The sequence below is a fragment of the Saccharothrix sp. CB00851 genome, assembly GCF_001905065.1.
Lineage (GTDB): Bacteria > Actinomycetota > Actinomycetes > Mycobacteriales > Pseudonocardiaceae > Actinosynnema.
The window spans coordinates 39,623-66,196 of sequence record NZ_LWLC01000026.1 but is presented as its reverse complement, the minus strand read 5'-3'; the positions used below and the strand labels follow the sequence as shown (position 1 = coordinate 66,196).

General features: G+C 73.2%; 16 protein-coding genes. 8 read left to right on the top strand and 8 right to left on the bottom strand.

Annotated features, from left to right (window positions below; translation table 11 throughout):
- The first annotated feature begins 7 nt into the window (after positions 1 to 7).
- The gene (locus A6A25_RS24945) at positions 8 to 1,780 is read left to right on the top strand and encodes a hypothetical protein (protein WP_073893800.1); all 1,773 of its coding nucleotides are present in this window, start codon (positions 8 to 10) and stop codon (positions 1,778 to 1,780) included.
- A 75-nt stretch (positions 1,781 to 1,855) separates the two neighbouring features.
- Positions 1,856 to 2,071, top strand: coding sequence for an IMP dehydrogenase (locus tag A6A25_RS24940; protein ID WP_083668642.1), 216 nt, complete (start codon positions 1,856 to 1,858; stop codon positions 2,069 to 2,071).
- Between the two features lie 50 nt (positions 2,072 to 2,121).
- On the opposite strand, the gene A6A25_RS24935 is transcribed toward A6A25_RS24940, so the two are convergent.
- Both A6A25_RS24935 and A6A25_RS24930 read right to left on the bottom strand, forming a co-directional pair.
- Positions 2,122 to 3,348 (bottom strand): MFS transporter, encoded by a 1,227-nt coding sequence (locus A6A25_RS24935; protein ID WP_158073810.1) that lies wholly within the window; start codon positions 3,346 to 3,348, stop codon positions 2,122 to 2,124.
- Positions 3,349 to 3,442: 94 nt separating this feature from the next.
- Entirely contained in the window at positions 3,443 to 4,300 is an 858-nt protein-coding gene (locus A6A25_RS24930; protein ID WP_073893879.1) for a universal stress protein, read from the bottom strand.
- A 133-nt stretch (positions 4,301 to 4,433) separates the two neighbouring features.
- Here A6A25_RS24930 and A6A25_RS24925 point away from each other — a divergent pair, with 133 nt between their 5' ends.
- Positions 4,434 to 6,041 carry a serine/threonine-protein kinase gene (locus tag A6A25_RS24925; RefSeq protein ID WP_158073809.1) on the top strand — a complete coding sequence of 536 codons (1,608 nt, stop codon included), beginning with the start codon at positions 4,434 to 4,436 and terminating at the stop codon, positions 6,039 to 6,041.
- Here A6A25_RS24925 and A6A25_RS24920 read toward each other — a convergent pair.
- The 5 genes from A6A25_RS24920 to A6A25_RS24900 all read right to left on the bottom strand — a co-directional run bounded on the left by A6A25_RS24920 (position 6,038) and on the right by A6A25_RS24900 (position 13,542).
- Positions 6,038 to 8,107: a DUF3488 and transglutaminase-like domain-containing protein gene (locus tag A6A25_RS24920; protein WP_073893794.1), complete on the bottom strand. Its 2,070-nt coding sequence runs from the start codon at positions 8,105 to 8,107 to the stop codon at positions 6,038 to 6,040. The two genes, A6A25_RS24925 and A6A25_RS24920, sit on opposite strands and share 4 nt — an antisense overlap.
- Positions 8,108 to 8,588: 481 nt before the next feature.
- A complete protein-coding gene (locus A6A25_RS24915) occupies positions 8,589 to 9,752 on the bottom strand; it encodes a DUF58 domain-containing protein (RefSeq protein WP_083668640.1) in 1,164 nt (387 codons plus the stop codon).
- Positions 9,749 to 10,735, bottom strand: a complete 987-nt coding sequence (locus A6A25_RS24910) for an AAA family ATPase (protein ID WP_073893792.1) — start codon at positions 10,733 to 10,735, stop codon at positions 9,749 to 9,751. Before A6A25_RS24910 ends, A6A25_RS24915 begins: the two co-directional genes overlap by 4 nt.
- A 13-nt stretch (positions 10,736 to 10,748) precedes the next feature.
- The gene (locus tag A6A25_RS24905; RefSeq protein WP_073893791.1) at positions 10,749 to 12,926 is read right to left on the bottom strand and encodes a hypothetical protein; all 2,178 of its coding nucleotides are present in this window, start codon (positions 12,924 to 12,926) and stop codon (positions 10,749 to 10,751) included.
- Positions 12,927 to 13,047: 121 nt separating this feature from the next.
- On the bottom strand, positions 13,048 to 13,542 hold the full coding sequence (locus A6A25_RS24900; RefSeq protein WP_073893789.1) for a MarR family winged helix-turn-helix transcriptional regulator: 495 nt from the start codon (positions 13,540 to 13,542) through the stop codon (positions 13,048 to 13,050).
- Between the two features lie 91 nt (positions 13,543 to 13,633).
- Here A6A25_RS24900 and A6A25_RS24895 point away from each other — a divergent pair, with 91 nt between their 5' ends.
- A complete protein-coding gene (locus A6A25_RS24895; protein WP_073893787.1) occupies positions 13,634 to 14,179 on the top strand; it encodes a YceI family protein in 546 nt (181 codons plus the stop codon).
- Between the two features lie 419 nt (positions 14,180 to 14,598).
- Positions 14,599 to 15,099, top strand: a complete 501-nt coding sequence (locus A6A25_RS24890; protein ID WP_073893785.1) for a histidine kinase — start codon at positions 14,599 to 14,601, stop codon at positions 15,097 to 15,099.
- Positions 15,100 to 15,236: 137 nt separating this feature from the next.
- Here the strand turns inward: A6A25_RS24890 and A6A25_RS24885 are convergent, their stop codons facing one another.
- A complete protein-coding gene (locus A6A25_RS24885; protein WP_143193374.1) occupies positions 15,237 to 16,079 on the bottom strand; it encodes an EamA family transporter in 843 nt (280 codons plus the stop codon).
- Between the two features lie 204 nt (positions 16,080 to 16,283).
- Between A6A25_RS24885 and A6A25_RS24880 the strand changes: the two genes are divergently transcribed.
- From A6A25_RS24880 to A6A25_RS24870, 3 genes are all read left to right on the top strand, one after another.
- Positions 16,284 to 16,898 carry a GTP pyrophosphokinase gene (locus tag A6A25_RS24880; RefSeq protein ID WP_073893873.1) on the top strand — a complete coding sequence of 205 codons (615 nt, stop codon included), beginning with the start codon at positions 16,284 to 16,286 and terminating at the stop codon, positions 16,896 to 16,898.
- A gap of 662 nt (positions 16,899 to 17,560) precedes the next feature.
- Positions 17,561 to 18,829, top strand: a complete 1,269-nt coding sequence (locus tag A6A25_RS24875; RefSeq protein ID WP_073893781.1) for a serine hydrolase domain-containing protein — start codon at positions 17,561 to 17,563, stop codon at positions 18,827 to 18,829.
- 93 nt (positions 18,830 to 18,922) lie between these two features.
- A complete protein-coding gene (locus A6A25_RS24870; RefSeq protein WP_158073808.1) occupies positions 18,923 to 26,569 on the top strand; it encodes a non-ribosomal peptide synthetase in 7,647 nt (2,548 codons plus the stop codon).
- The last annotated feature ends 5 nt before the right edge of the window (positions 26,570 to 26,574 follow it).

Here is a 26,574-nt window from a genome sequence, read left to right as displayed (position 1 = left end):
CAACGCCATGGTCACCAACTTCTCACCCACCACGATCAGCACGCCCCCACCCGGCGGCGGCCCGGGCTTCACGATGGACTCGGCCGCGATGGAAGGGCTCCAGCAGCAGGCCGACGAACTGCGCACCGGCTACCAGGACGTCTCGTCGTCGCTGTCCGGCCACACGTTGGCGGGCAACGCGCTCGGCACCGCCGGGACGTTCGCCACCGAGGCGTTCAACGCCTCCCTCCGCACGTCGGTCGAACTGGCGGGCAAGGCCGCCTCGACGTTGGGACTCGTCGGCGAGGGCCTGAGGGCCACCGCGCAGACCCAGCAGGAGGCCGACCTCTCCAGCGCCGATCACCTCACCAAGATCGAGACCGGTGAGCCGGCGCCGAGCCTGCCCGGTGCTCCCGCGGGCGGTGCCGGCGGTGGTGCGCCATCCCAGGGTCCCCCCGTCCCACCGGTCGAGAACGCCCCCGGCGCCGACAGCACCACCCAGACCTCGCAGTCCACCGGCGCGGGCGGTGGTGCTCCGACCGGCCAGGTGCCCCCGGCACCGACGGGCTCCGGCGCGCCCACCGGCGGTGCGCCGACGTCTCCGCCCGTCCCCAGCGGCGGCACGCCGGAACAAACCGCGTCCGCCGGGGCGTCGGGCAACCCTCAGCAGCAAGCAGCACCGCAACCCACGCCGGTGCCCGAGTTCCCGAAGATCCCCGACCCGCCGCCGGTCCCCGACGGCTCCTCGGGCGTCGGTTCGGGCGGCGGTTCGGGCGCACCTGGTGGCAGCGCGACCACACCGTCCGGCGGCACGACCCCACCGCCCATGCCGCCCATTCCCGAAGTACCGAAAGACCTGTTCAAGCAGCCCACCATCACCGACCCCACCACCGGAATCACCGGCGGCGGAGACGGCCACGGCTCCTCCGGCGGCGGCTCGGGCACGCCCGGCGGAAGCTCCAGTGCTCCGGGCGGTTCCGGCACTCCGGGCGGCAGCGCGACCGCGCCGTCCGGCGGCACGACCCCACCGCCGATGCCACCCATCCCCGAAGTGCCCAAAGACCTGTTCAAGCAGCCGACGATCCCCGACCTCGACACGGGTGGCGGCGCGGGGACCCCGTCGGCGGGCGGCACGCAGCCCACCGGCGACGGTCCCGGCGACCGGGGCGACCGCGCCCCCTCGGGCGAGGAACGTCCCACCCGTGATCCCGAAGACAGCGCACACGGCGGCGAGCACGGCGGTGGCGGTGGCGCAGGTGGTGGCGAGGACGACGGTCGGCCGCTGCCCGACCAGCACGGCTTCCCCGTCACCGAGGTGGACGGCAAGCCGTGCCTCGACCTGCGCGACCTCCCGGCCGAGGAGGGCGAGCGCTGGCAGGAGAAGATTCGCGACATCCTCGCCACCAAGGGCGAGGGGTCCTTCTTCTGGGCCGGCGACACCATCGACGCCGAGGGCCAGCGGCACTCCCTCATGGACCTGGCCGAGTTCATGACCAACCTGGACGCCCGCACCGAGCCCGGCCCTGAGGAGGCTGTCCGGGCGGCTGTCCAACCCGGACGCGAAGAGGCCGTCCACGCCACCGTCCAACCCGGACGCGAGGTCTCGGACACCGTCGCGGCCAGCCCCGCCCGCAGCGCCAGCGGCGATGTCTACGTCCTCGTCGGCCCCAACCGCGCCGAGGGCGACCCGGTCGAACTGGCGGACTTCCCGACGCTGCGCGACAACCCCCGGATCGAGCGCGTGTTCGCGATCGACGCGGTCACCGGCAGGGAGGTCCAGATCCACCCGAAGGTGTCCTGACCCCACCGGTACGTCCGAACGGGCAGCCGCGCGCCGCCCGTTCGGACGTACCGGCGGAACCGACCGCCGAGGCCGGTGTGGGAGGCTGCGCCCACCAAAGGCGTAGCCGGTGACGACCGGCCTGGCTTCGCGCGGTTCGACCAGTCGCCGGGCAAGAAGGTGCGCATCGGCGGCTCGGTCTCCAAGGAGTACTGGGGCGAGGGCTCCAGCCGGGCGCGCAACTGGCAGCGCTACGACCAGGGCGAGGACAAGCTGCACTTCGAGGAGGGCGTGGACGGCTACCTGGGCTGATCGAGGTGTCGTGATCGCGCGTGACGGGGCGGGCCCGGTGCCCGCTGGAGTCAGAGCGACGCGTGGTCGAAGTCCGGTGACACCACGGACGCGCGCCGGTGATCACGGCGGAGCACCGCGAGGACCGCCATCAGGGCGGCCACCAACGCGAACGCCGACGCGACGGTCAACGCCGAGAGCGGGCCGGCCGCGCCGACGACCGCGCCCGCCACCAGGATGCCGACCACGCCCGAGCAGGCGGTCACCGCGCCGACGGTGGCGAAGACGCGTCCCCGGACCGCCTCCGACGTCCGGGCCTGGACCAGGCCGTTCAGCGTCACGTTCTGCACCGAGCCGCACGCGCCGGCGACCAGCCACGCGACCGCGTTCACCACCACGTGCGGCACCTGCGCGGGTGCGGCCAACGCCAGCGCCAGCACCAGGTTCCCGACCGCGAAGGCGACGATCAGCGCCCGCGCGGTGGTGAAGCGGCGGCTCACGTTCGCGCCCAGCAGCAGGCCCGCGGTCCAGCAGGCGAGCACGGCGCTGTAGGTGAACGCGTTGCCGCCGATCGGGCCGAAGACCAGGAACACCTCGTTGACCAGCGCGATGGCCACCGCGACACCGACCACGGCCTGCGCGACGACCCGTCCCAGCAGCACCCGGTCGCTGCGCAGCAGCACCCAGCCGCTCCACTGGCCGCTCGCCGCCACGCCACCGTCGTCCTGCCCGGGGTCGCGGTCGACCCGCAGCCACAGCACCACCAGCGCGAGGTGCGTGAACGCGCACACCGCGTCGAGCATGACGGCCCACTCGACCCCCGGCCCGACCGCGAGCACGCCGCCGAGCACGATGCCCGCCAGGGAGCCGGTGTTCTGCGCCGACGACAACGCCGCGTGCCCGTCGGCCGGGTCGGTGGCCAGCGGGATCAGCGCGGACACGCACGTCCGCACGACGCTCCCGCACACGCCGAGCAGCGCCACCAGCCCGTACAGCACGGGCAGCCGCGCGTGCCCGAACAGCAGCCCTACCAGCAGCAACACCTGCGCGAACACCGCCACGCTGAGCAGCAGCCGATACGGGAACCGGTCGACCGCCCACCCGGCGACGGGCGCACCGAGCACCGCGCCGAACGCGACGACCACGAACAACCCGGCCACCGCGAACGCACCGGACCCGGCCAGCGCGGTGGTGAACCCGATCAGCGTGAGCTGCGCGCCGAACCCGGCCACCCCGGACCCGACCACCAGCACCGCCAGGTCCCGGTTACCCCGCAGACCGCCGAGCACTGCGACCATTCCGCTCCCCCGCCGCGTCGCCGGTACGGACCGAGGCGTCCACCTCGCGGTGCCGATCATGCCCGAAGATCACCTCGGCCGGCGGGCGGACCGGTCAGTCCGGTCGCACGACCACCAGGGGACACGGCGAGTGGTACACCAGGGCCTGGCTGGTCGAGCCGAGCAGCATGCCGGCGAAGCCGCCGTGGCCGCGGCTGCCGACGACCAGCAGCTGCGCGTCGCGGCCGGCGGCGAGCAGGGCCTTCGCCGGGCGTTCCCGGACCACCTGCCGGTCGACGGCCACGTTCGGGTACTTCTCCTGCCAACCGGCCAGGCGCTGGGCCAGTATCTGGTGTTGCTGTTCGTGCACCTCGTCCCAGTCGACGCGCAGCCGCGTGGCGTACGGGGTCTCGGCGAGCAACGCCGTCCACGCGAGCAGTGCGGTGAGCGTGGTGCCCCGCACCGACGCCTCCTCGAACGCGAACCCGATCGCCGCCTCGCCCGCGGTCGAGCCGTCCACGCCCAGCACGACCGGGCCCTCCGCCGGGTAGGGACCGCGGACGACGGCCACCGGGCACTCGCCGTGCGCGGCGACCGCCACCGCCACCGACCCGACGACCAACCCGGTGAACCCGCCCAGCCCCTGCGAGCCGAGCACGACGAGCCGGGCGTCCCGGGAAGCGGCGATCATCGCGGCGGCGGGTCGTTCGACCACCACCGACGTCTCCACCTCGGGCACGAGGTCGCGCACGCCGGCCGCCGCGTCCTCCAGCCACTGCCTGCCCTGCCGCTCGAACGCGTCCCGCACCTCGTGGCCGGTCAGCACCATCTCCGGGTAGCCGCGCGTGGGCAGCAGGTAGGCGTGCACGAGCCGGAGCGGCACGCGGTGCCGCACGGCTTCCTCCGCCGCCCACCTGACGGCCGTCAACGCCGACTCCGAGCCGTCCACTCCGACCACGATCGGGCCACTCATCACAGGTTCCCTCCGACCGACGACGTCACCGAACACACCCACCTTCCGATGCCGGGCGGCCGTCCGCACCTCGACCGCCTACCCCGTTCGGAGGTGTCCTCCGGTGTCGGGGGCGCCGGATACGATCGGCGTCGTGGATCCCGCCGACGACCTGCTGGCCTGGGCGCCCCCGCCGGGGCAGGGCGGTGCCGCGCAGGCCGTCGCGCTGCCCGGCTACAGCGACTTCCGGCTCGTCGCGCACGGCGGCGAGGGCACCGTGTACCGGGCCACGCAGGACGGGCTGGGCCGTGACGTCGCGGTGAAGGTGCTGGACGTGACCGACGAGGACACGGTCAGCCGGTTCCACCGCGAGCTGGAGATCACCGTCCGGCTCGGCCGCCAGCACCCGCACATCGTGACCGTGCTGGACACGGGCGTGATCGCCGGCCGGCCGTGCATCGTGATGGAGTACTACGACCTCGGCTCGCTGCACGACCGGTTGCGGCAGCGCGGGCCGCTGCCGGTGCACGAGGTGGTCGCGGCCGGGATCGCGGTGGCCGACGCGCTGTCGTTCGCGCACGGCCAGGGCATCCTGCACCGGGACGTGAAGCCGCAGAACATCCTGGTGCTGCCCACGTCGTACGTGCTGGCCGACTTCGGCATCGCGCGGGGCGCGGACGCGGCACACACGGCGTCGTTGCAGCTGGTGAGCTACCGCCACGCCGCACCGCAGATGGTGGACGGCCGACCGCCCGCCGCGGCCGACGACCTGTGGTCGCTGGGTTCCACGCTGTTCACCCTGCTGGACGGGCAGCCGCCGTTCGCGTCGGACAACCCCGGCGAGGACACCATGCTCGGCTACCTCGGGCGGGTGCGTGAGGCGTCGCCCCGGTCGCTGCTGCGGCGGGACGTGCCGGTCGAGCTGGTGGCGATCATCCTGCGGTGCTTGCGCAAGGCGCGGGAGGACCGGTTCCCGGACGCGGCGTCGTTGCGGGCGGCGTTGGCGGCGGTGCCGACGTGGGCGGCGCAGTCCACTGTGGACCCGGATCACACGGCGGCCGTGCGGCAGGAGGTGCCCGAGCGCTACCCGGAAGGCCCGACGGAACTGCCGGACTTCGGCCCGAAACCCGTGGTCGAGGCACCACCGGAACCGGTCGCCGCGGCGGCGGAGCCGGTGAAGACGTGGACCGAGGACCTCGCCGACCTGACCGTCCGGCACAACACCGAGCGCCGCCCGCCGGTGCCCCCACCGCCGCCACCGCTGGTGGAGCTGCCCGAACCGCCACCGTCGCGGCCGCGGCGCTCGTGGAAGTCGGCGGCGGTGAGCGCCGTGTTCGTCGGGGTGGTGATCGGGGTCGCGTTGAGCCTGCCCGGGAGGTCCGACGAGGCCGCGTCACCACCTGCCACCACCACCCCGGTCACCACCACGACCGTGGTCCCGACGACGACCACGGCGAGCCTGCCCGAGGGCGGCGTCCCGGCGTTCACCCCGGTGCTCAAGCGGCTGGAGGACGACGGTGACCGGATCGAGCTGTTCTGGACGGATCCGAGCGAGGGCAAGGCCCAGTTCGTGATCGTGGACGTGACGGGCTCGTCGCCGAGGCCGTTGGTGACGGTGGCGGCCGGTGCGACGTCACACGTGCTGGAGGGCCTGGAGCCGAAGGCGCCGCAGTACTGCTTCCAGGTGCTCGCGATCGGCCTCGACGACCCGTCCGCGCAACGCGGCGCGTCCGCCCGCACGTGCGCCGTGCGCAACGGCTAACGCCGCCACAGGGGCTGCGGGTCCACCGCCCAGAACATCCTGCGGTACCACCGGACCCCGCGTCGCAACCCGACCCTCACCTGCCTCGCCAACCGCCACGCCGACTCGCCGGAACCGCCCGCCACCTGCTGCCGCGCGTGGCCCGCGCTCGCGGCCACCGCCGGACGTTTCGGTGCGAACGCGGCGTACTCCGCCAGACGGGCCAACTCCACCGCGGGAGCCGACCCCAGCTCCGCTGCCACGTCCGGTGCGGTCCGGTCGGCCGGCGGTGTCCGACCCGCCAGCAGCAGACCGTCCAGCACGTACGCCCACGCGCCGGTCGCACCGGCCGCCCGCAACCGCCTGCGCCGCACCAACCGGGCCAGGCCGAGCACCGCCAACACCAGCGCCGGCACCGCGCCGAGCACCGCGTACCCGATCCACCGCTGCGACCCGCCCGACGTCGCCTGCGCGGCCACGGGGCTCGACGGCGTCACCAACGGCGGCGGCGGCGCGGACAGCGGGGTGCTCGTCGGCGTGGCCGTGACCGACGCCAACCGGTCCAGCACCTCGCGCTTCTGCGCCGCGCTCGAACCGCCCGACGACACGCCCGCCACCGGGTCGAACGGCACCCAGCCCCACCCGGCGAAGTACACCTCGGGCCACGCGGTCGCGTCGCTGCCGCGCACCACGCGCTCCTCACCGGCACCGGGCTGGAAGCCCACCACCACCCGGGTCGGCAACCCGACCGCCCGCCCCAGCACCGCGAACGCCGACGCGAACTGCTCCGCCGTCCCCGCGTTCGCCCCCGGCTCGCCGGGGTTGCCGAACAGGAACCGCTCCAGCCGCGCGTACGACGAGCCGACCGGTGCCTGCGCGTCCGGTGTACGGCCCTGCTTCACCACCTGCTCGATCGCCACGGCCCGCTCGTACGGCGTCCGCGCGTTCCGCACGATCTGCCGCGCGTACTCCGCCAACGAGTACGGCAACCCCGGCAGCTCCAGGTAGCGGTCGGCCGTCGTCGGCACGGTGGCGTCGAGCAGGTCGGCGTCGTCGGGCACGTCCAGCACACCCCGCACGCGGTACGACAGGCCGGGCGTCAACTCGGTGCGCAGCACCAGCGACCCGGAGTCCGGGTCGACCATCGCCCCGTCCAACGTCACCGCCGTCGGCCGCCCGACCGTCGGCAGCCAACGACCAGCCAGCTCGCCGACGGTGATCTCCACCTCGGCCTCGTCCACCCGTGCCCCGGGCGGGAGGTCGGGCTCCGCCACGGCCCCGATCGGCCCGTACAACGACGCCGCCCGCCACGCCGCGCCCGAGTAGTCCGACAACGCCACCAACCGCACCGCCCGTTCGGGCCCGCGCACGCGGAACAGCTCGGTGTCGCCCAGGTTCGCCCACGACGCCAACTGCGGCAACGGGCTCGCCACACCCAGGTCGCTGACCGGCGGCTCCACCAGCTCCCGCGGCTCGAACGCATCACCCGCCGGCAACACCACCGCCAACGCCGCCAACGCCGCCACCGGCACGGCGGGCAACCCCAGCAGCACCCGCCCACCGGCCTCCAGCCGATCCACCAACAACCACCCGACCGCCACCAGGGCGATCAACCCCACCGCGACCAGCCCGTACCGATCCGCCCGCCCAGCCGTCAGCAACGCCGTGCACGTGTAAAGCACCGCCGCACCGACCACCGGCGCCACCAACGACCGCCCCCGCCCCACCGCCAGCACGACGACCAACGACACGCCGAACACCAGCAACACACCCGGCACCAACAGCTCCGGCGTCGCGGGCGCCGGCCGCGCCGCCGTCAACAGGCGGGGCACGAGGTCCAGCAGCACCCCCCACGGGTCGGTCGAGTCGATCGCCGAATCCCGCGCCACCCAATAACCGCCGACCAGCGCCAGCACCACCAACGAGAACGCCACCAGCCCCGTCGGCATCCTCCGCCACCGCAACAACGGCAGGCACGCGAACCCGAGCGCGGCCGCGCCAACGAACACCAACGGCGCCACGTACCCCTGCCACCCCGAGCCCAGGTGCTGGGCCGCCACCACCACCAGCAGCGCCGCCCAGGCCACGCGGGCACGTCTTCCGGCACCGGCACCACCGCGAGCAGCACCACCACCGCCGCCAGCGCTGGCGCCACCAGCACCCCCGCGAGCGCTGGTACCACCGCCACCGCCAGCAGCACCGCCACCGCGAGCGCCAGCACCCTCGCGAGCGCTGGTACCGCCGCCAGCGCCAGCACCACCGCGAGGGCTGGCCCCACCGGCACCACCGCCGCGAGCGCTGGCACGACCAACTCGGCCACCGGCACCACCACTACCAGTGCTGGCACCCGCGCCCGCGCCCGCGCCAGCACCAGCATCCGCACCAGCACCCGCATCCGCGCCAGCGCCAGCGCCAGCACTGGCGGGCTCGTTCGCCCTCACGCAGCCACCACCCCGACACACTCGAGGCCGGGGCGCCGCGCCTCCATACTTCCGGCAACAAAATCGGCGCTTCCATTCATCCCCGGACACACGATCACGATCGGGTGATCTTCGGCCGGCGGCGCGGTCACCGGGACACCGCCGTGTTCCAGGCGTCCAACAAGCCCTCGGCTTTCGCGTCGCGCAGCAACAGCACCGATCCGACCGCCGAGATCGGGTGGGTCGGCGCGGGATCGACGGCCAGCACCACGCCCACCGACGCCCGACCCGCCTCCAGCATCAACGCCGACAGGTCGGCCCGCGCTCCGCACACCACCGCCACGACGTCCAGCTCCCGGATCGGCAACGGCCGTGCGGCCGAGTCGCCCGCGGCCGAGTCGGCCTCCGCCGCCTTCAAGTCCGCCAACGCCGCCAGCACCACGGACGCGTCCGCGTCCACCGCACCCGCAGGCAGCTCCACGTCCACCGCCCCCGACGACGACACCAGCCGCACCGGGTGCCCCTCGGCGACCGCCACCGTCACCAGCGACGCCGCCACCTCCACCGCGTCCTCCAAATCCTTGGCCTCCGCGTAGGACTCCGCGTGATCATCGAGCACCACGGCCAGGTGCGGACGGGCCGGGTCGGCGTCCTCCCGGATCATCAACGTCCCGGTGCGCGCGGACGTCGCCCAGTGCAGTCGCCGCAAGTCGTCACCGGGCACGTACTCCCGCAGCCCCACCAGGTCCGTCCCGCCGCGCTCCACCCGCTCATCCGCGCCGACGTGCCCCCGCCGCACCCCACCGGGCAACCCGCGCACCGGCAGCACGCGCGGCACCACGCGGACCTCCACCACGTCACCCACCACGGTCCGGGCATGTGCCAAGCCGGCCAGGCCACGACGGCTCAACGTCAGCGGACCCACGCGCAGCAGGCCGCGGGTGTGCGTCGGGATCGGGTACTCGACCTTCACCCGCTGCCCCGGCGCGAGCAGCGGGATGTCCACCGCCACCGCCTCGCCCGCCACCTCGTCGGTCGCGTCGAACACCACCGGGAACCTCCGGCTGGTGCCCGTCAGCTCGACCACGCCCGTGCACGCGCCCAACCGCTGCACGGTCCGAGGCCGCACCGTCCGCTTCGGCGCCACCTGCGCCCGCGACAGCACCGACACCACGCCCGCGCCCGCCAGCACCACCAACGCGATGCCCAACCCGGCCACACCGGGATAACGCCACCACACCCCCAGCACCACCAAGGGCACACCCAGCAGCACCGCGCCCATCCCCCGCGCGGTCAGCCGGACCCTGGTCATCGCGCGGCCGGTCGCGGCACCGCCACGCCCGCCAGGACGTCGGCCAGGACCTCCTCGGTCGTCGTACCCGCCAGCTGCGCCTCACGCGTCAACACCAACCGGTGCGCCAACACCGGCACCGCCAGCGCCTGCACGTCACCCGGCACCACGAAGTGCCTGCCCTGCGCCGCCGCGTACACCTGCACGCACCGCACCAACGCACGCAGACCACGCGTGCTCGCACCCAACCGCAACCGGCTGTCCCCGCGCGAGGCCACCCCGATGTCGCTGATGTAGCGCAGCAACGGGTCCGCCACGTGCAGCGTCGCCAGCCGACGGCCCTGCTCCGCGACCACGTGCGGGTTCGTCACCGTCGGCACCGCGCCCACCTGCCCCGCGCCGCTGCCGGGCCGCAGCACGTCGATCTCGTGCTCCACCGCCGGATACCCGATCGACGTGCGCAGCATGAACCGGTCCAGCTGCGCCTCGGGCAGCCGGTACGTGCCGTCCAGGTCGATCGGGTTCTGCGTGGCCACCACCAGGAACGGGGCGGGCACGGCGTGCGCGACGCCGTCCACCGTGACCGTCCGCTCCTCCATGACCTCCAGCAACGCCGACTGCGTCTTCGCCGCCGCACGGTTGATCTCGTCCGCCAGCACGATGTTCGCGAACACCGGACCCGGCCGGAACCGCACCTGACCGGTCTGCGGGTCGTACACCGACGTGCCCGTGACGTCCGACGGCAGCAGGTCGGGCGTGAACTGCACCCGCCGCGACACCCCGCCCAACGCGCCCGCCACGGCCCGCGCCAACGTCGTCTTGCCCGTGCCCGGCACGTCCTCCAGCAGCACGTGCCCACCGGCGAACATCGCGACCAGCACGAGGTCGACCACGTCCCGCTTGCCCCGCACCGCCGACTCGACCGCATCACCGAGCCGCGCGTGCAGGGCGCGGAACGCCGCGATCTCGTCCTCGCCGATCGCCGGCACCGCCGTACTCGTCACGCCACGCCCTTCATCACTCGCCCGACTCACGCCGCATGCGCCGGTTGCGCAACGTCAACAGCCACGCCGTCGCCAACAACCCGATGCCGCCGCCGACGAGCTGGTTGCTCTCCTCGGACGCGGGCAGGCTGCGCGGCCGGCAGAGCCGGCCACCGCAGGTCTCGGTGTCCCGCACGGGCGAGCTGCGCACCGCCGAATCCACCGATTGCGACCCGGACGCCGCGTAGGCCCGCACGACGAGCGCGTTCGCGCCGATCTCGACCGTGATGCTCGCCGAGCCACCGGAACACGGGATCGGCGCCGTGTAGCCCCAGGTCTTGTTGACGACCTCACACGGTCCGCTGTGGCTCGCCCAGTCCGCGGGCGGCGAAGTCGTCACCAGCCTCTCGTACATGCCACCGCCGACCGAGCTGATCACCACGACGCCCGCGGTGGGCAACGAAGGCGGCGGTGGCGGAGGAGGCGGAGGAGGCGTCGTCGTGGTCGTCGTCGTAGGAGGCGGTGGCGGAGGAGGCGGAGGAGGCGGCGGCGGTGTCGACGTGGTGGTCACCGTCGGCGGCGGCGGGGTCGACGACCCGGCGGCTGGCCGGACCGTCAACGACCCCGCCCCCGCCTCACCCGTGCCGAACCGGTTGTACGCCGCCACAGCGACGTCCAACCTCCCGCTCGCGCAGAACATGGAACCCGCGCACGGCAACACCAACTCGGCCGACGTGCCCGTCACCCGCGTCTCCCGCGTACCGCCGGTGAACGCGCCGGTCCCGGTCACCGTGTACCCGGTGATCGGCTCACCGCCGTCGGGCGCGGCGCTCCAGCTCACCGACACGACCACCGACGTGCCGTTGTTGCTGCGCTGCGACACCGTGACACCCGCCGGACGCCCCGGCACCGCACCCGACACGCTCGCGCTCGGCGTGGTCGTGGTCGTCGGCGCGACGGGCTTGGTCTCCTCGCGCTGCGGGTTCTGCCCGTTGCCGCGGTTGTCACGAGCCGGCGGGTCGGGACGCGGCGGTGGCGGTGGCGGCACGCTGGGGATCGGCGTCCGCTCCGGGTCCAGCACCGGCAGCTCGGGGCTGCGGATCACCACGTCGCGCGTCCGACCGTCCGCGTCCACGATCACGCCCGAGCCCTGGCCCGGCGTGTTGATGAACAGCTTGCCGTCGTCGAACACCAGCGCCGGATCACCCGAACCGCCCGTGCGCACGTCCTCCGCGCCACGCCGGCCCGACCGGTCCAGCACCACGACCTTGCCCGAACCGCGGCACGGCACGTAGACCCGTTCGCGGAACACCGCCGGGCGCCCCGGCTTGGGGCAGCCGAGCGGCCCCAGGTCGACCCGCACCACCTGGTCACCGCTCAGCAGCACGACCGCCGACGCGTCCGGGATCGCCGCGGGCACCAGGCCCGTCGGGCTCGTCTGCGCGGCCAGCACCTCGCCACCGAACGCCTCCGTGCTCGTGGTGAGGTCGCGCCCGGTGCCGTCCCGCACCACCACGCCGCCTTCCAACCCGAGCAACGTCACGCCCCGCTCGTGCGGCACCAACGCCGTGCGGGGCCCGGCACCGGCCACCGGCTTGTCCGACCGCTCCACGAACTCCAGCTCGTCGTCGGACCACTCCAACGCGTGCAGGTTGCCGCCGTGGTCCACGGCCCAGATCACGCCTTCGTCATCGACGACGACATCCGCCAGCGGCTGCCCCGCGAGCCACGGCGACCCGATGTCGACCAGCGTCACCGGGTCCGCGTTGTGCACCGAGCCCGCCGCGCGGTCGACCACGAACACCCAGTCCCACGCGATGAGCACCTTCGCCGACGGTCCGGCGGGTGCCTGCCTGCGACCGGAGGACAGCAACGTGGCGAGGTCGATCACCGTGATCTGGCCCGTGCGGCGGTCGAGCACGATCAGCTTGTCGTCGGACTGCGCGATCTCCAACTGCGCGTCCGCGCCGCTGACCTGCAACCGGGTCTGCGGTTTCCCGGCGCTCGGGTTCACCTGCACGACCTCGCCGCGCTGGTCGTCGCCCAGCCACGTGAGCCCGTCGGAAACCTCGACCGCCGTGCGCGAGATGCCGTCGCCGACAGCGGCTCCGACCAGCAATAACAGCCCTAACGCGGCGGCGCTGACACTGGCCGACTCGCGCCGGCCCGCGCCGACGACCCGGCGCGCCACCCTGCCCAGCTTCGCTCCCACGGCCGGGATGCTAACGACCGCGTATGACATTTCCGACACAACCGGCGACCGTGCTCCGGTCGGCCCACCCGCGCTCCGCCGGATGCGTCCACATCGGACCGCGAGGGGGGCAGTCGCGGCACTAGAGGTCCGCGAACTCCTCGCGGCGCGCGTTCGCGCACTCGGTGGTCAACCCCGCGTCCACCGCGCGGCTGATCTCCGCCAGCGACCGCAGCTGCTCCGGCGTCAACACGTCGAACAGGTGCTCCCGCACGGCCGTCACGTGACCCGCCGCGGCGGCCTCCAGCACGCCGAACCCGGTCTCGGTGAGCGCCGCGATGGAGCCACGCCGGTCCGACGGGCACGCCCGCCGCTCGACCCAGCCCTCCTTCTCCAGCCGGGCCACCGCGTGGGAGAGTCTGGACCGTGACGAGTGGCACACCGACGCCAGCTCACTCATCCTCAGCGCCCGTCCCGGTGCCTCCGACAGGGCGACGAGGATCTCGTAGTAGGCCATCGGCATGCCGGAGTCGCGCTGCAGCTGCCGGTCCAGGTGTTCGGTGAACTTGGTCACGGCGGTCATGAAGGCACGCCACACCTGCTGCTCTTCGCCGTTCAGCCACCGCACTTCGCTCATGTCCCCCATCATACGGCCGTTGTTGAACCTTCAACCAGGATGCGCTATGTTCAGTTGAGAGTTCAACCAGACCAACCCAGAAGGACCATCCATGACCTCGCAGACTGTGCAGATCCCCGGCTACCTCGCGGGCACGTGGGCGATCGACCCGGTGCACTCGGACGTCTCGTTCGTGGTCCGCCACCTCGGCGTGTCCAAGGTCCGCGGCCACTTCGGCACCTTCGAGGGCACGATCGTGACCGCCGAGAACCCGCTGGAGTCCACGGTCACGGCCAAGATCGACGCCGCTTCGGTCAACACCCGCAACGACCAGCGCGACGCCCACGTCAAGGGCGAGGACTTCCTGGACGTCGAGAAGTTCCCCGAGCTGACCTTCACCTCCACCGGCGTGCGCGCGAACGGCGAGGGCTTCCTCGTCGAGGGCGAGCTGTCCCTGCACGGCGTGACCAAGACCGTGTCCCTGGAGCTGGAGATCAACGGCTTCGGCGACGGCTTCGAGGGCGCGAAGGTCGCCGGCTTCTCCGCCTCCACGCAGATCAGCCGCCACGAGTTCGGCGTGACCGGCGGCCCGGCGGGCGCGGCGGTCGGCGACAAGATCACCATCCTGCTGGAGATCGAGGCCGTCAAGCAGTCCTGACCCGAGGTCCGACGGGGCACCGACTTCACGGTCGCCCCGAGCCTCCCCCCGCATCACGAAGGGCCCGCCGGACCACACCGGCGGGCCCTTCGCCGTGCCGCTTCGGGCGGTGCGGGCCCCACGCCGGACAGGCCCTACGCTGTGTAGGTCACGTCACTGGACCGGGTGAACCATGACCGTCATTCCATTTCACCGCGCCTTTCGGTAGTTTCGGCCCGCCGCCGCAACCTGTCTGAACCGTGCACCGTCTCCACCCGTAGTAGGTCGTGAAGCCAAGGTTTTGCTTCGGTCCACACTGAAGCTGTAGAACTCGATGCGGACACAGTCCGCTCACGGTCGTAGACCACGTGGGTGATATCGGACGCACTCATGGCACCATCTGGCGCAGCACGCGCCGGACGCAGGCGAGGAGGATCGGTGTGAACGCCCAGACCGAACAGGTCGACGACCTTCGACTCGTCGCGCTGCCCACCGCGGTGAACGTCGCGGACATGTTCGTGCGCTTCTCGCTGGGCGAGTGGCGCCTGCGGGCGATGCAGGACGAGGCCGCGCAGACGGTCCGTCGCCTGGTCGCCGCCGCCGTCGACGTGGCCGACCGGCGCGCACCGGGCTTCCTGCTCGTGCGCCTCCGGCTGACCGGCACGTACCTGGTGGTCGAGGTCGAGGGCAACCGGGTCGCGCTGCCGCCCGAGCTGGCCGGCTCCCGCGCGGGCCTGGTCGACCTCACCGCGGGCGGCCACCTGGCCTGGTGCGAGCTGGCCCTGCCGTCGGGCATGAACGCCTCCTCCGTGCCGCTGCCCCGCCGCGAACCCCGCCGCTCCCCCGCCGCCGAGCGGCTCGGTGACGAGCCGGACGTGGACCCGGAGGTCATCCAGCGCATCCTCTACGGCCTGGGTGGCGGAGCTCACCGGCCCGACTAGCGCCCGGCCGGCCGGGGATCGCGGACCGCCCGCCCGGGCGGTACCGCGACGGCTCACCCCGTGTCGACCACGGACAAAGCCGGCACGGGTGAACGCGCGAGGCCGGCGCCCCTGGTCGGAGCACCGGCCCACCCACGTCACCGCCGCGCGAGCGCCACCAGCGCGACCGCCAGCACGGCCATGCCGCACCACGACACGAGCGACAACCGCTCGTGCAGCACGACGACGCCCAGCACCGCCGCCACCGCCGGCTCGGCCAGGGTCAACGTGGTCGCCGCCGCCGCGCCCGTGTGCCGGAGCCCGCGGGCGAACAGCAGGTACGCGGCGAACGTGGTGAACACCGCCAGGTGCGCGGTCACCGCCAGGCCCGACGGGCTCGCCACCCACCCGACACCGACGACCAGCACCACCGGCAGCGTCACCGCGGACGCGCCGCCGAACACCACGCCCACCACGGCCCGGGACGGGTGCCCCAGCCCGATCAGGTGCGCGCAGACCACCGAGTACACGGCGTACGACAGGCCCGCGACCAGCGCCAACGCCACCCCGACCGGATCGACCCGGGTGTCACCGCCGCCCAGCACGAGCGCCGCGCAGCCGACCACCGCGGCCGACGTGAGCAGCGGCCGGGCACGCAGGCCCAGCACGATCGGCGCGGTGGCCAACGCCACCGTGGTGCCCACCGCCACCCCCGTGCGGGCGACCGCCGGGTAGAAGGCGAGCACGTAGCCCGCCACGGTCACCGCACCGAGCAACAGCAGCCTCCAATCCGCTGTCCTCAGGACGGCACGCGTGCCCCGGGAAGTGGCGAACAGCAAGCAGCCGCCGACGACCAGACCCGCCGCGCCGACGGCCGCCGCCGGTGCCGAGGCGGGTGCCAGCGAACTGGCGGTACCTGTGGTGCCCCACAGCACGCACGCCGCCAGGATCGGCAGCGGTCCGCGGGTGGAACGGGAATCAGAACGAGCGCGTGTTTCCACGGCAGAGGTCGACACGAGGTCTCCGTTCGCGAGACGAGAGGAAGAGGACGCGAACGGGCGCACTGCGCGATGAGGATCAGGCAGGCGTGCGGGTGTGCGTCAGCGAGTGCGCCCGGTCAGGCGCACGGCGGCGGAAGGACCACGTGCCAGTGGGTGTTCACGACCGGCATCCTAGACCAACGGCACCCCGGTATCGTGGGGATCATGGACACCGGCGTCGCGGACGACCTGCTGCGGCGGTCGCTCGTGGTCTACAAGTTCGCCGTCGACGAGCTCATGACGAAACTGCGGATCCTCAGCGAGGAGTTCGACCTCGTCCACCGGCACGACCCCATCGAGCACGTCACCCACCGGGTGAAGCGGCCCGACGCGATCCTCGACAAGCTCCGGCGCAAGGGCCTGCCGGCGGACCTGTCGCTGGCCGCCGAGCACCTCGACGACGTGGCGGGTGTGCGGGTGGTGTGCCCGTTCGTGTCCGATGTGTACCGAGTGCGGGACATGCTGGCCCGGCAGAACGACGTGGAGATCCTGCGGACCAAGGACTACATCGCCGCGCCGAAGCCCAACGGGTACCGCAGCCTGCACCTGATCGTGCGCATCCCGGTGTTCCTGTCCGACCGGGTGGAGCACGTGAAGGTCGAGGTGCAGCTGCGGACCATCGCGATGGACTTCTGGGCCACTTTGGAGCACAAGCTCTACTACAAGTACGACGACCAGGTGCCCGCGGGTTTCGTCGAGGAGCTGACCGCCACCGCCGCCATCGCGGCCGAGCTGGACGCCCGGATGGAGTCGCTGCACCACGAGGTGCAGCGGGACTAGGACCGACCGCGCAACCCCGGACGCCCCGACAGCCGCGCCTCGCCCGCCCCGCTGACCGACGCAGCCCCAGCGCGACGGACCGGGACGTCGGGCAACCGTGGCCGAGACCGCGCGTCCACCCGGCCTCAGCGCGCCCCGCACCACAACGACCCCGCCGACACTCCACGACGTGCCGGACCGAAGGCCCGACCGAGGCGCGAGTGGTGCTCTCCAGCGCGCGGTAATCGGGCTCGCGCGGCGCGGCACTGCCGACGCGCGACAACAGCCGACGACCGCTACGCCCGAGTAACGTCAAACGACGCTTGCCGGCGAAGGTTACGGCCGTCTCACAAATATCGTCGAAATGCAGCTGAACGGAGCACGAAGATATTTCATACCCTTGTGATGGGCAGACCTTCGGCGCCCCGCCAGGCCGTTGACACCCGACTGCGAATAACCCTCGCGTACTGCGCGTCTTTACGAGACCAGCCGGTCCAAACCAGCCGATCGAGTGAACTGCGGAAGTACGGCTTCTAACCGAATGTCACACGTCCCTCAAAATAGGGAATGACCTTTCGGCGAATGCTCCGTTCGGCGGTCGCGACGATCTAGGGGCGACCGTCAACGTTGGGCTCGCGCCCCAGCACTCATTCACGCGGCGGCTCATTCTCAGAGGATCACGCATGGACACCGACCGGATCTCCACTCGATTAGCCGCGCTCACTCGTGCGCACCTGGTGCCGGGGGCGCAGCTCGCCGTGCACCACGCGGGACGCACCTGGACGTGCGAGGTGGGACTGCCCGCGGACGCGGCCGTACCCATCGGCTCGATCACCAAGACGTTCACCGCGACCGTCGCCATGGCCCTGGTCTCCGACGGGGACCTCGACCTCGACGCGCCGCTGTCCGACCACCTGCCCGGGATCGCCGACGAGCTGACGCTGCGCCATCTGCTGAGCCACACCGGTGGCCTGCCGTCGGACCCGGAGGACGTGCGCACCACGTCGCTGCGCCACCACGTGCGGCAGGCGCTGCGCGAGCTGCACCCCCTGCACGAGCCGGGCGCGGGCTTCTCCTACTCCAACATCGGCTACCTCCTGATCGGCCACCTGATCGAGGTGGCGACCGGGATGTCCTGGTCGGAGGCGGTGGAAGCGGTCCTGCTGCGCCCGCTCGGGGTGCGCGCCAGGTTCACCACGAGCCCGGACCCCGACGTGGTCAGCGGCCACGCGGTCAACACCGCCACGGGCCGCGTGGTGCCGGTGGCGCAGTCGCTCGCGCCGGTCGAGGCACCGGCGGGCGCCCTGGCCGCCAGCGCGACGGACCTCGTGGCGTTCGGCCGAATGCTCGGCGGCGGCGCACCGCACCTGCTCGGCCCCGACGAGCTCGCCTCGATGCGCGAACCCGTCCGGCACGCCGAACCGTTCGGCATGGCCGACGGCTGGGGCCTCGGGCTGGCGCTGTTCCAGCGCGACGGCGTGCGCTGGGTCGGCCACGACGGCAACGCCGACGGCACCTCGTGCCACCTGCGGATCAACCCGGCGGACGGCACCGCGGTGGCCCTGACGACCAACGGGAGCAGCGGCTTCGGGCTGTGGCGCGAGCTCGTGCCCGAATTGGTCGCCGCGGGCCTGCCGGTGGCCGATTACGACGGAATGCGCGGCCTGAGCCGCCCCATCGCCCCTCCGCCGGACTGCACCGGGCACTTCCGCAACGGGGACGTCGAATACGCGGTGCGGGCCGTGGACCGGGAGCGGCTGGCGCTGACGGTGGACGGCGAGCCGTTCGCGGACCTGTCGTTGTTCGACGGCCTGGTGTTCGCGATGCGCGATTCCGACACGGGCGACACCAACCAGACCGGGCGTTTCCTGCGCGACCCGGGCGACGGTGGGATCCGCTGGATCCAGATCGGCGGTCGGCTCGCCCGCAGGCAGGTCACGAAAGTGGTCTGAAACACACGTTTGAACCTCCACGGAATGGGTAGGCCGCGCCCTTGAGCCAGAAAGGCACCACTCGCGATGACGCACGCCCGCACACTGCCGGAATTGATCGCCGCGCAGGCGCTGCGCACTCCGGACGCACCCGCGGTCATATCACCCGGCGGTGTGGTCGGCTACCGGGAACTCGAGGAACGCGCGAACCGGCTCGCGCACCTGCTCCGCGCCAAGGGGGCGCGGCGGGAGCGGGTGGTGGCGGTGGCCCTGCCGCGGTCGGTGGACAACGTCGTGGCCCGGCTCGCGGTGCTGAAGACCGGCGCCGCGTACCTGCCGATCGACCCGGACTACCCGGCCGACCGGATCGCGTTCATGGTCGCCGACGCCGATCCGCTGCTCGTGCTCGACGCCCTGCCCGACCTCGCCGACCAGCCCGCCGCGGCACCCGACGTCACGATCCTGCCGGAGGACCCGGCGTACGTGATCTACACGTCCGGGTCGACCGGCCGCCCGAAGGGCGTGGTGGTGCCGCACAGAGGGTTACCCGCGTTCGCCGCCGCCGAGATCGACCACTTCGACGTGCGACCGGGCGACCGGGTCCTGCAGTTCTCCTCGCCCAGCTTCGACGCGTCGGTGCTGGAGCTGTGCCTGGCCCTGCCCGCCGGTGCGGCGCTCGTGGTGCCGTCGCCCGGTCCCCTCCTCGGCGACCAGCTCGCCCGGGTGATCGAGGAGTTCGGCGTCACGCACGCGCTGATCCCCCCGGTGGCGCTGGCCACCGTGCCCGACGTCGAGCTGCCCGCGTTCCGCACGCTGATCGTCGGCGGTGACGCCTGCCCGCCCGACCTGGTGGCGAAGTGGGCGCCCGGCCGCCGCATGATCAACGCCTACGGACCTACCGAGTCCACTGTGGTCACGTCGTGGAGCGAGCCCTTGGAACCCGGCGGCACCCCGCCCATCGGCCGCCCCATCCCCGGCACCACCGTCCACGTGCTCGACGACGACCTGCGCCCGGCCGCCGAGGGCGAGCTGTACGTGACCGGTGTCGGCCTGGCCCGCGGCTACCTCGGCCGTCCCGGGCTGACCGCGCAGCGGTTCGTGGCCGACCCGTTCGGGCCGCCCGGCTCCCGCATGTACCGCACCGGTGACGTGGTCCGCTCCCGGGGCGACGGGCAGTTGGAGTTCGTCGGCCGGGCCGACCACCAGGTGAAGATCCGCGGCTTCCGGGTCGAGCCCGGCGAGATCGAGGCGGTGCTGCGGCGGCAGCCCGGTGTGGAGCACGCCGTCGTCGTCGCCCGCGGCGAGCCGAAGCGGCTCGTGGCGTACGTGGTCGGCGAGACCGCGGGCCTGCGCGAGCGGCTGGCCGCGAGACTGCCCGACTACCTCGTGCCTTCCGCCTTCGTCGCGCTGGAAGCGTTCCCACTCACGCCGAACGGCAAGCTGGACCGCGACGCGCTGCCCGAACCGGTCGTCGGCGACGTCCCGGAGGACCACGTCGAGCCGCGCACCCCGGCCGAGCACCGGGTCGCCGCGGTGTGGTCGGAGGTGCTCGGCGTGCCCCGGGTCGGCGCGCACGACAACTTCTTCGCCCTGGGCGGGGACTCGATCCTGGCCGTGCGGGCGCTGTCCCGGCTCGGCGGGCTGCCGGTGCGGGCGATGTTCGACCACCGCACGGTCGCCGCGCTCGCCGCGGCCCTGCCCGACCAGGACGGCACCCCGATCCCCCGCGTGCCGCGGACCGGGCCGCTGCCGCTGTCGTCGGCGCAGCGCCGGCTGTTCTCGCTGGACGGCACGGCCGAGCAGAACACGGCCGTGGGCGTGCGGCTGACCGGGCCGCTGGACGTGCTGCGGCTGGCCGGGGCGCTGGACGCGCTGGCCTGCCGGCACGACGCGCTGCGCACGACGTTCGACGTGGTGGGCGACGAGCCGGTGCAAGTGGTCGCGCCCAGCGGCACGATCCCGCTGCGGGTGCTGACCGAGCGGGCCATTACCGCCGACCTCGGCCTGGACGAGCCGTTCGACCTGCGGCACGGCCCGCTGACCCGCGCCGTGCTCAGCCCCCTCGGCCCGGACGAGCACCTGCTGGTCCTGGTGCAGCACCACATCGTCACCGACGGCTGGTCGGTGCAGGTGCTGCTGGAGGAGCTGGCCGAGCTGTACGCGGGCGGGCGACGCGCCGAGCCCGCCGTGCAGTACCCCGACTTCACCGCGTGGGACCGGGCCAGGCCCGAGGGCGACCCGGCGTACTGGCGTGCCCGGCTGGACGGCATCGAGGCGCTCGACCTGCCCACCGACCGGCCACGGCCGCCGCTGCGCACCACCTCCGGCGCGGTGCTGCGCCGTCCGCTGCCCGCCGACCTGGTCGGGCGGCTCGCGGCCGTCGGCCGTGCCCATGACGCCACCTTGTTCATGACTCTCACCGCCGCGGTCCAGGTGCTGCTGTCGGCACGCGGCCGGCAGCGCGACATCTCGGTCGGCACGGTCTCCTCCGGCCGTGACCGGGCCGACTTGGAGCGCGCCGTCGGCTTCTTCGTCCGCACGCTCGTGCTGCGCTCCTGGGTCGACCCGGACCTGCCGTTCACCTCGTTCCTGGACCAGGTGCGGGACACCGCGCTGGAGGCCTTCGCGCACGACGACGTGCCGTTCGACCGGGTCGTGGAGGAGGTGCGGCCCGACCCCGACCCCAGCCGCACGCCGCTCGTGCAGGCCGTCGTGGCGCTGCACCAGCCGCTGCTGCGCACCCCGGCGTTCGGCGGGCTGACCGCCGTCGAGCACGACCTGCCCCGGCCGGTGGCCCGGTTCGACCTGGTGGTGGAGTTCTGGCCGCGCGGTGACGACCTGGCGCTGACCGTCGAGTACAACACCGACCTGTTCGACGCGGCCACGATCGAGTCGCTGGGCGACGACCTGGAAGCGTTGCTGCGCCTGGTGGCGGACGACCCGGACCGGCCGTTGCGCGGCTTGGTGCCCTTGGACTTCCCGCCCGACGAGACGGTGCGCATCCGCGGTTTCCGGGTCGACCTGGCGGAGGTGGAGCAGGCGGTCCTGCGCTACCAGGAGGTGACCGACGCGGCCGTGGTCGTGGCGGACAAGCGGCTCGTCGCGTACGTGACCCCGCCGGTCAACCCTTCGGCGCTGCAGGCGTTCGTGGGCCAGGTGCTGCCCGCGCACGCCGTGCCCACGACGGTCGTCGGCCTCGACCAGCTCGACCGCTCCGCGCTGCCCGCGCCGCCCGACGAACGCGCCGAAGTCCGTTACGTCGCACCGCGCACACCCGTCGAGGCGGTGCTCGCGGACGTGTTCGCCGAGGTGCTCGGCGCGGCCCGGGTCGGTGTGCGGGACAACTTCTTCGCCCTGGGCGGTGACTCGATCCTGGGCATCCAGGTCGTCACCCGAGCCCGCCGCGCGGGCCTGGTGCTGACCTCGCGGGACATCTTCGCGCACCAGACCGTCGCCGCGATCGCGCCGCACGTCACCCGTGACCTGCCGCCCGCCGCCCACCAGGGCGTGGTCACCGGTGACGCGCCGCTCACCCCGATCCAGCGGTGGTTCCTCGACAGCCACAGCGTGCGGCCCGAGCACTTCGACCAGTCCATTGTGGTCGATCTCGACACCGCGCTCGACGTGGCCGCGCTGCGCACCGCCCTGGCCGCGCTGGTCGAGCACCACGACGCGCTGCGCACCCGGTTCGAGGGCGACCGCCAGGTGGTCGGCCCCGTCACGCACGCCGGCCCGTTGGCCCTGGACCACTTCGACCTCAGCCGGGGGCCGTTGCTGCGGGCGGAAGTCCTCGACGGCGGCTCGGTCCGCCTCACCGCGCACCACCTCGTGGTCGACGGCGTGTCCTGGCGCGTGCTGGTGGAGGACCTGACCACGGCCTACCGCCAGGCCCGCGCGGGCGAAACCGTCCACATCGGACGCAAGACCACCTCGTTCCGCGACTGGGCGACCCGGCTGGCCGAGCACGCGCTGCACGGCTTCGACACCGAGCTGGACCACTGGAAGGCCGTGGCCGCCACGCCGACCGACGTCCCGGTGGACCGGCACGGACCGAACACGGTCGAGTCCCAGCGCGAGGTCACCGTGCGGTTCACCGCCGAGGAGACCGCGGCGCTGCTGCGCGACGTGCCCGCCGTGTACCGCACGCAGGTCAACGACGTGCTGCTGACCGCGCTCGGCCGGGTGCTGGCCGACTGGACGGGCCGGTCGCGGGTGCTGGTGGACCTGGAGGGCCACGGCCGCGAGGAGCTGTTCGCCGACGTGGACCTGTCCCGCACGGTCGGCTGGTTCACCACCGTCTTCCCGGTCGCGCTGGACGTGCCCGACGGCGGCTGGGGTGAGGCGCTGAAGTCGGTGAAGGAACAGCTGCGCGCCGTGCCGGGGCGTGGCATCGGGTACGGCGCGCTGCGCCACCTGGCCCGCACCGCGCCCGCCTGCGACCCGCGGGTGTCGTTCAACTACCTGGGCCGGTTCGCCGCCGACCAGCGCGACCTGGAGCTGTCCGCCGACCCCCGCGCACCGCGCCCGCACCTGCTGGACGTGGTCGGCCAGGTGCGCGGCGACGAACTGGAGTTCACCTTCTACTACAGCGAGAACACCCACGAGCACGCCACGGTCGCGCTGCTGGCCGACTCGTTCGCCGCGTCGCTGCGCGGGATCGTGGCGCACTGCGCCGAGCCGGGCGCGGGCGGACGCACACCGTCGGACTTCCCGCTGGCCGACCTCACCCAGGCCGAGGTGGACCGGATCACCGGCGAGGACGCCTACCCGCTCACCCCGATGCAGGCGGGCATGGTGTTCCACGGCCTGGGCGACCGGGGCGTGTACTTCCAGCAGACCACGTTCGTGGTCGACGGCGTCACCGACCCGGCCGGGTTCGCCGCCGCCTGGCAGCGGGTGGTCGACCGGACGCCCGTGCTGCGCAGCAGCGTGCTGTGGGAGGGCGTGCGGCAGCCGTTGCAGGTCGTGCACGAGCACGTCCGCGTGCCGGTTGCGTTCCTGGACTGGAGCGATCTCGACGAGCCCGCCCGCGCCGAGCGGCTGCGGGAGCTGCTCGAGCACGACCGCGCCCAGGGCATCGACCTGGCCGTGCCGCCGCTGATGCGGGTCGCGATCGCCCGGCTGTCACCCACCAGCGTCCAGGTGCTGTGGACGTTCCACCACGTGCTGCTCGACGGCTGGAGCGTCTTCCACGTGCTCTCCGACGTGCTCGCCGAGGTGCTCGGCGACGGCGAGCCGGTGCGGCGGCGGCCGTTCCGCGACTACGTGGCCTGGCTGGCCGAGCAGGACCAAGCCGCGGCGGAGGCGCACTGGCGCGCGGCGCTGGGCGACTTCGACTCGCCCACCCCGCTGCCCGCCGACCACCCGGCCGAGCACGGCACGTCCTCGGAACGACTGTCGGTCGAGCTGACCGACGACGAGTCGCGGCGGGTGTACGAGTTCGCCCGCAAGCACCGCGTCACGCCCAGCGCGATCGTGCAGGCCGCGTGGGCGCTGCTGCTGGCGCGGTCCAGCGGCCGGCGTGACGTGTGCTTCGGCGCGACGGTCTCCGGTCGGCCCGCGGAGCTGCCCGGGGTGGACGGGATCACCGGCATCTTCATCAACACGCTGCCGGTGCGGGTCCGGGTCGACGGCGCCACGCCGGTCGCCGACTGGCTGCGCGCGTTGCAGGACGCCCAGGTCGAGTCACGGCGGTTCGAGCACGTGCCGCTGACCGAGATCCAGGGCTGGAGCGCGGTCGAGCGCGGCACGAACCTGTTCGACAGCGTGGTGGTGTTCGAGAACTACCCGGTCGAGGTCGCCGAGGGCATGGGGCTGCGGGAGCTGTCCGCGGTCGAGACCACGAGCTTCCCGCTCAGCGCCACCGTCTACCCGCACGAACGGCTCGGCCTGCTGCTGGGCTACGAGCCGGCGATGTTCGAGCGGGCCACCGTGGAACGGCTCGGTGAACGGCTGCGCCGCCTGCTGGTCGGCCTGGTCGCCGACCCGGACCGGTCGGTGGCCGACGTGCCGTGGCTGTCCGACGACGAGGTGCGCCGGGTGCTGTTCGACTGGAACGGCACGACGGTCGGCGAGCCGACCACCACGATCCCCGAACTGTTCGCCGCCCAGGCCGCCCGCACGCCCGACGCGGTGGCGGTGACGTGCGAGGGCGAGCACCTGACCTACCGGGAGCTGGACGAGCGCGCGAACCGGCTGGCGCACCACCTGGTCGGGCGGGGCGCCGGACCGGAGCGGATCGTCGCGCTGCGCTTGCCCCGTTCGCTGGACCAGGTGGTCGCGATGCTGGGCGTGCTCAAGTCCGGCGCGGCCTACCTGCCGCTCGACGTGGCCTACCCGGCCGAGCGGATCGCCGCCACCATCGCGGACGCGAAACCGGTGGCCACGCTGTCGGAGATACCGGACCTGACCGGTCTGCCGACCACGGCGCCGACGACGGCGCTGCTGCCCGGCAACGCCGCGTACGTGATCTACACCTCGGGTTCCACCGGACGGCCCAAGGGCGTGGTGGTCCCGCACGGCAACGTGGTGCGGCTGTTCTCGGCCACCGACCACTGGTTCGGGTTCGGCCCCGGCGACGTGGTCACCCTGTTCCACAGCTACTCCTTCGACGTGTCGGTGTTCGAGCTGTGGGCACCGCTGCTGCACGGCGGCAGGCTCGTGGTCGTGCCGCACGCGGTGGCGCGCACGCCGCGCGACTTCGCCCGGTTGCTCGTCGACGAGGGCGTGACCGTGCTGTGCCAGACGCCGTCGGCGTTCTACCAGCTCATCCCGGAGCAGCCGGCCGGGCTCAGCCTGCGGTGCGTGGTCTTCGCCGGTGAGGCGCTGGAGGTCCGCAAGCTCGACGGCTGGCACGGCCCCGGCACGTTGGTCAACATGTACGGCCCGACCGAGACCACCGTGTACGTCACCTACACCGAGGTCGACGGCAGCATCGGCGTGGCCATGCCCGACCTGCGGGTCTATGTGCTGGACGACGACCTGAACCCGGTGCCGCCCCTGGTGCCCGGTGAGCTGTACGTGTCCGGACCCGCCGTGGCCCGGGGCTACCTCGACCGGCCCGGGCTGACCGCGTCGCGGTTCGTCGCCGACCCGTTCGGCCCGCCGGGGACGCGCATGTACCGCACGGGCGACCTGGCCCGGTGGAACGACAACGGCACCGTGGACTACCTGGGCCGCAACGACCAGCAGGTCAAGATCCGCGGTTTCCGGGTCGAACTCGGCGAGGTCGAATCGGTGCTCGCCGCGCATCCTGCCGTGGCCCAGGTCGTTGTAGTGGTGAACGAACACCGCTTGGTGGCGTACTTCGTGCCGGACAAGCCGACTACGGCCTCGGAGCTGCGCCGCCACACGGCCGAGGTCCTGCCCGACCACATGGTGCCCGCGGCGTTCGTCGCACTGGAAAGCCTGCCGTTGACCGTGAACGGCAAGCTCGACCGCGTCGCGCTCCCCGCGCCCGAGCGCGACGCGGTCACGTCCGACGAGTACGTGGCTCCCCGCACCGAGACCGAAGAGGCCATCGCCGCCATCTGGGCGGAGGTGCTCGGCGTCGAGCGGGTCGGCGTGGAGGACAGCTTCTTCACCCTGGGCGGCGACTCGATCCGCAGCCTGCACATCACCTCGCGCACCAAGGCGGCGTTCGGCGTCGACCTCTCCCCGCGGGACGTCCTGACCACGCGCACCATCGCCTCCCTCGCGGAACTGGTCGAGGAACTGGTGCTCGCGGACCTCGAAGCACTCGCTGCCGACACGGAGGCGTGACCGGA

Excerpts from the sequence above, each read along its gene's own strand:
- A6A25_RS24930 (WP_073893879.1), bottom strand. The coding sequence starts at position 4,300 with ATGAGTGGCCCGATCGTGGTCGGAGTGGACGGCTCGGAGTCGGCGTTG.
- A6A25_RS24915 (WP_083668640.1), bottom strand. The coding sequence starts at position 9,752 with ATGACCAGGGTCCGGCTGACCGCGCGGGGGATGGGCGCGGTGCTGCTG.
- A6A25_RS24900 (WP_073893789.1), bottom strand. The coding sequence starts at position 13,542 with ATGAGCGAAGTGCGGTGGCTGAACGGCGAAGAGCAGCAGGTGTGGCGT.
- A6A25_RS24880 (WP_073893873.1), top strand. The coding sequence starts at position 16,284 with ATGGACACCGGCGTCGCGGACGACCTGCTGCGGCGGTCGCTCGTGGTC.
- A6A25_RS24935 (WP_158073810.1), bottom strand. The coding sequence starts at position 3,348 with ATGGTCGCAGTGCTCGGCGGTCTGCGGGGTAACCGGGACCTGGCGGTG.
- A6A25_RS24875 (WP_073893781.1), top strand. The coding sequence starts at position 17,561 with ATGGACACCGACCGGATCTCCACTCGATTAGCCGCGCTCACTCGTGCG.
- A6A25_RS24895 (WP_073893787.1), top strand. The coding sequence starts at position 13,634 with ATGACCTCGCAGACTGTGCAGATCCCCGGCTACCTCGCGGGCACGTGG.
- A6A25_RS24945 (WP_073893800.1), top strand. The coding sequence starts at position 8 with ATGGTCACCAACTTCTCACCCACCACGATCAGCACGCCCCCACCCGGC.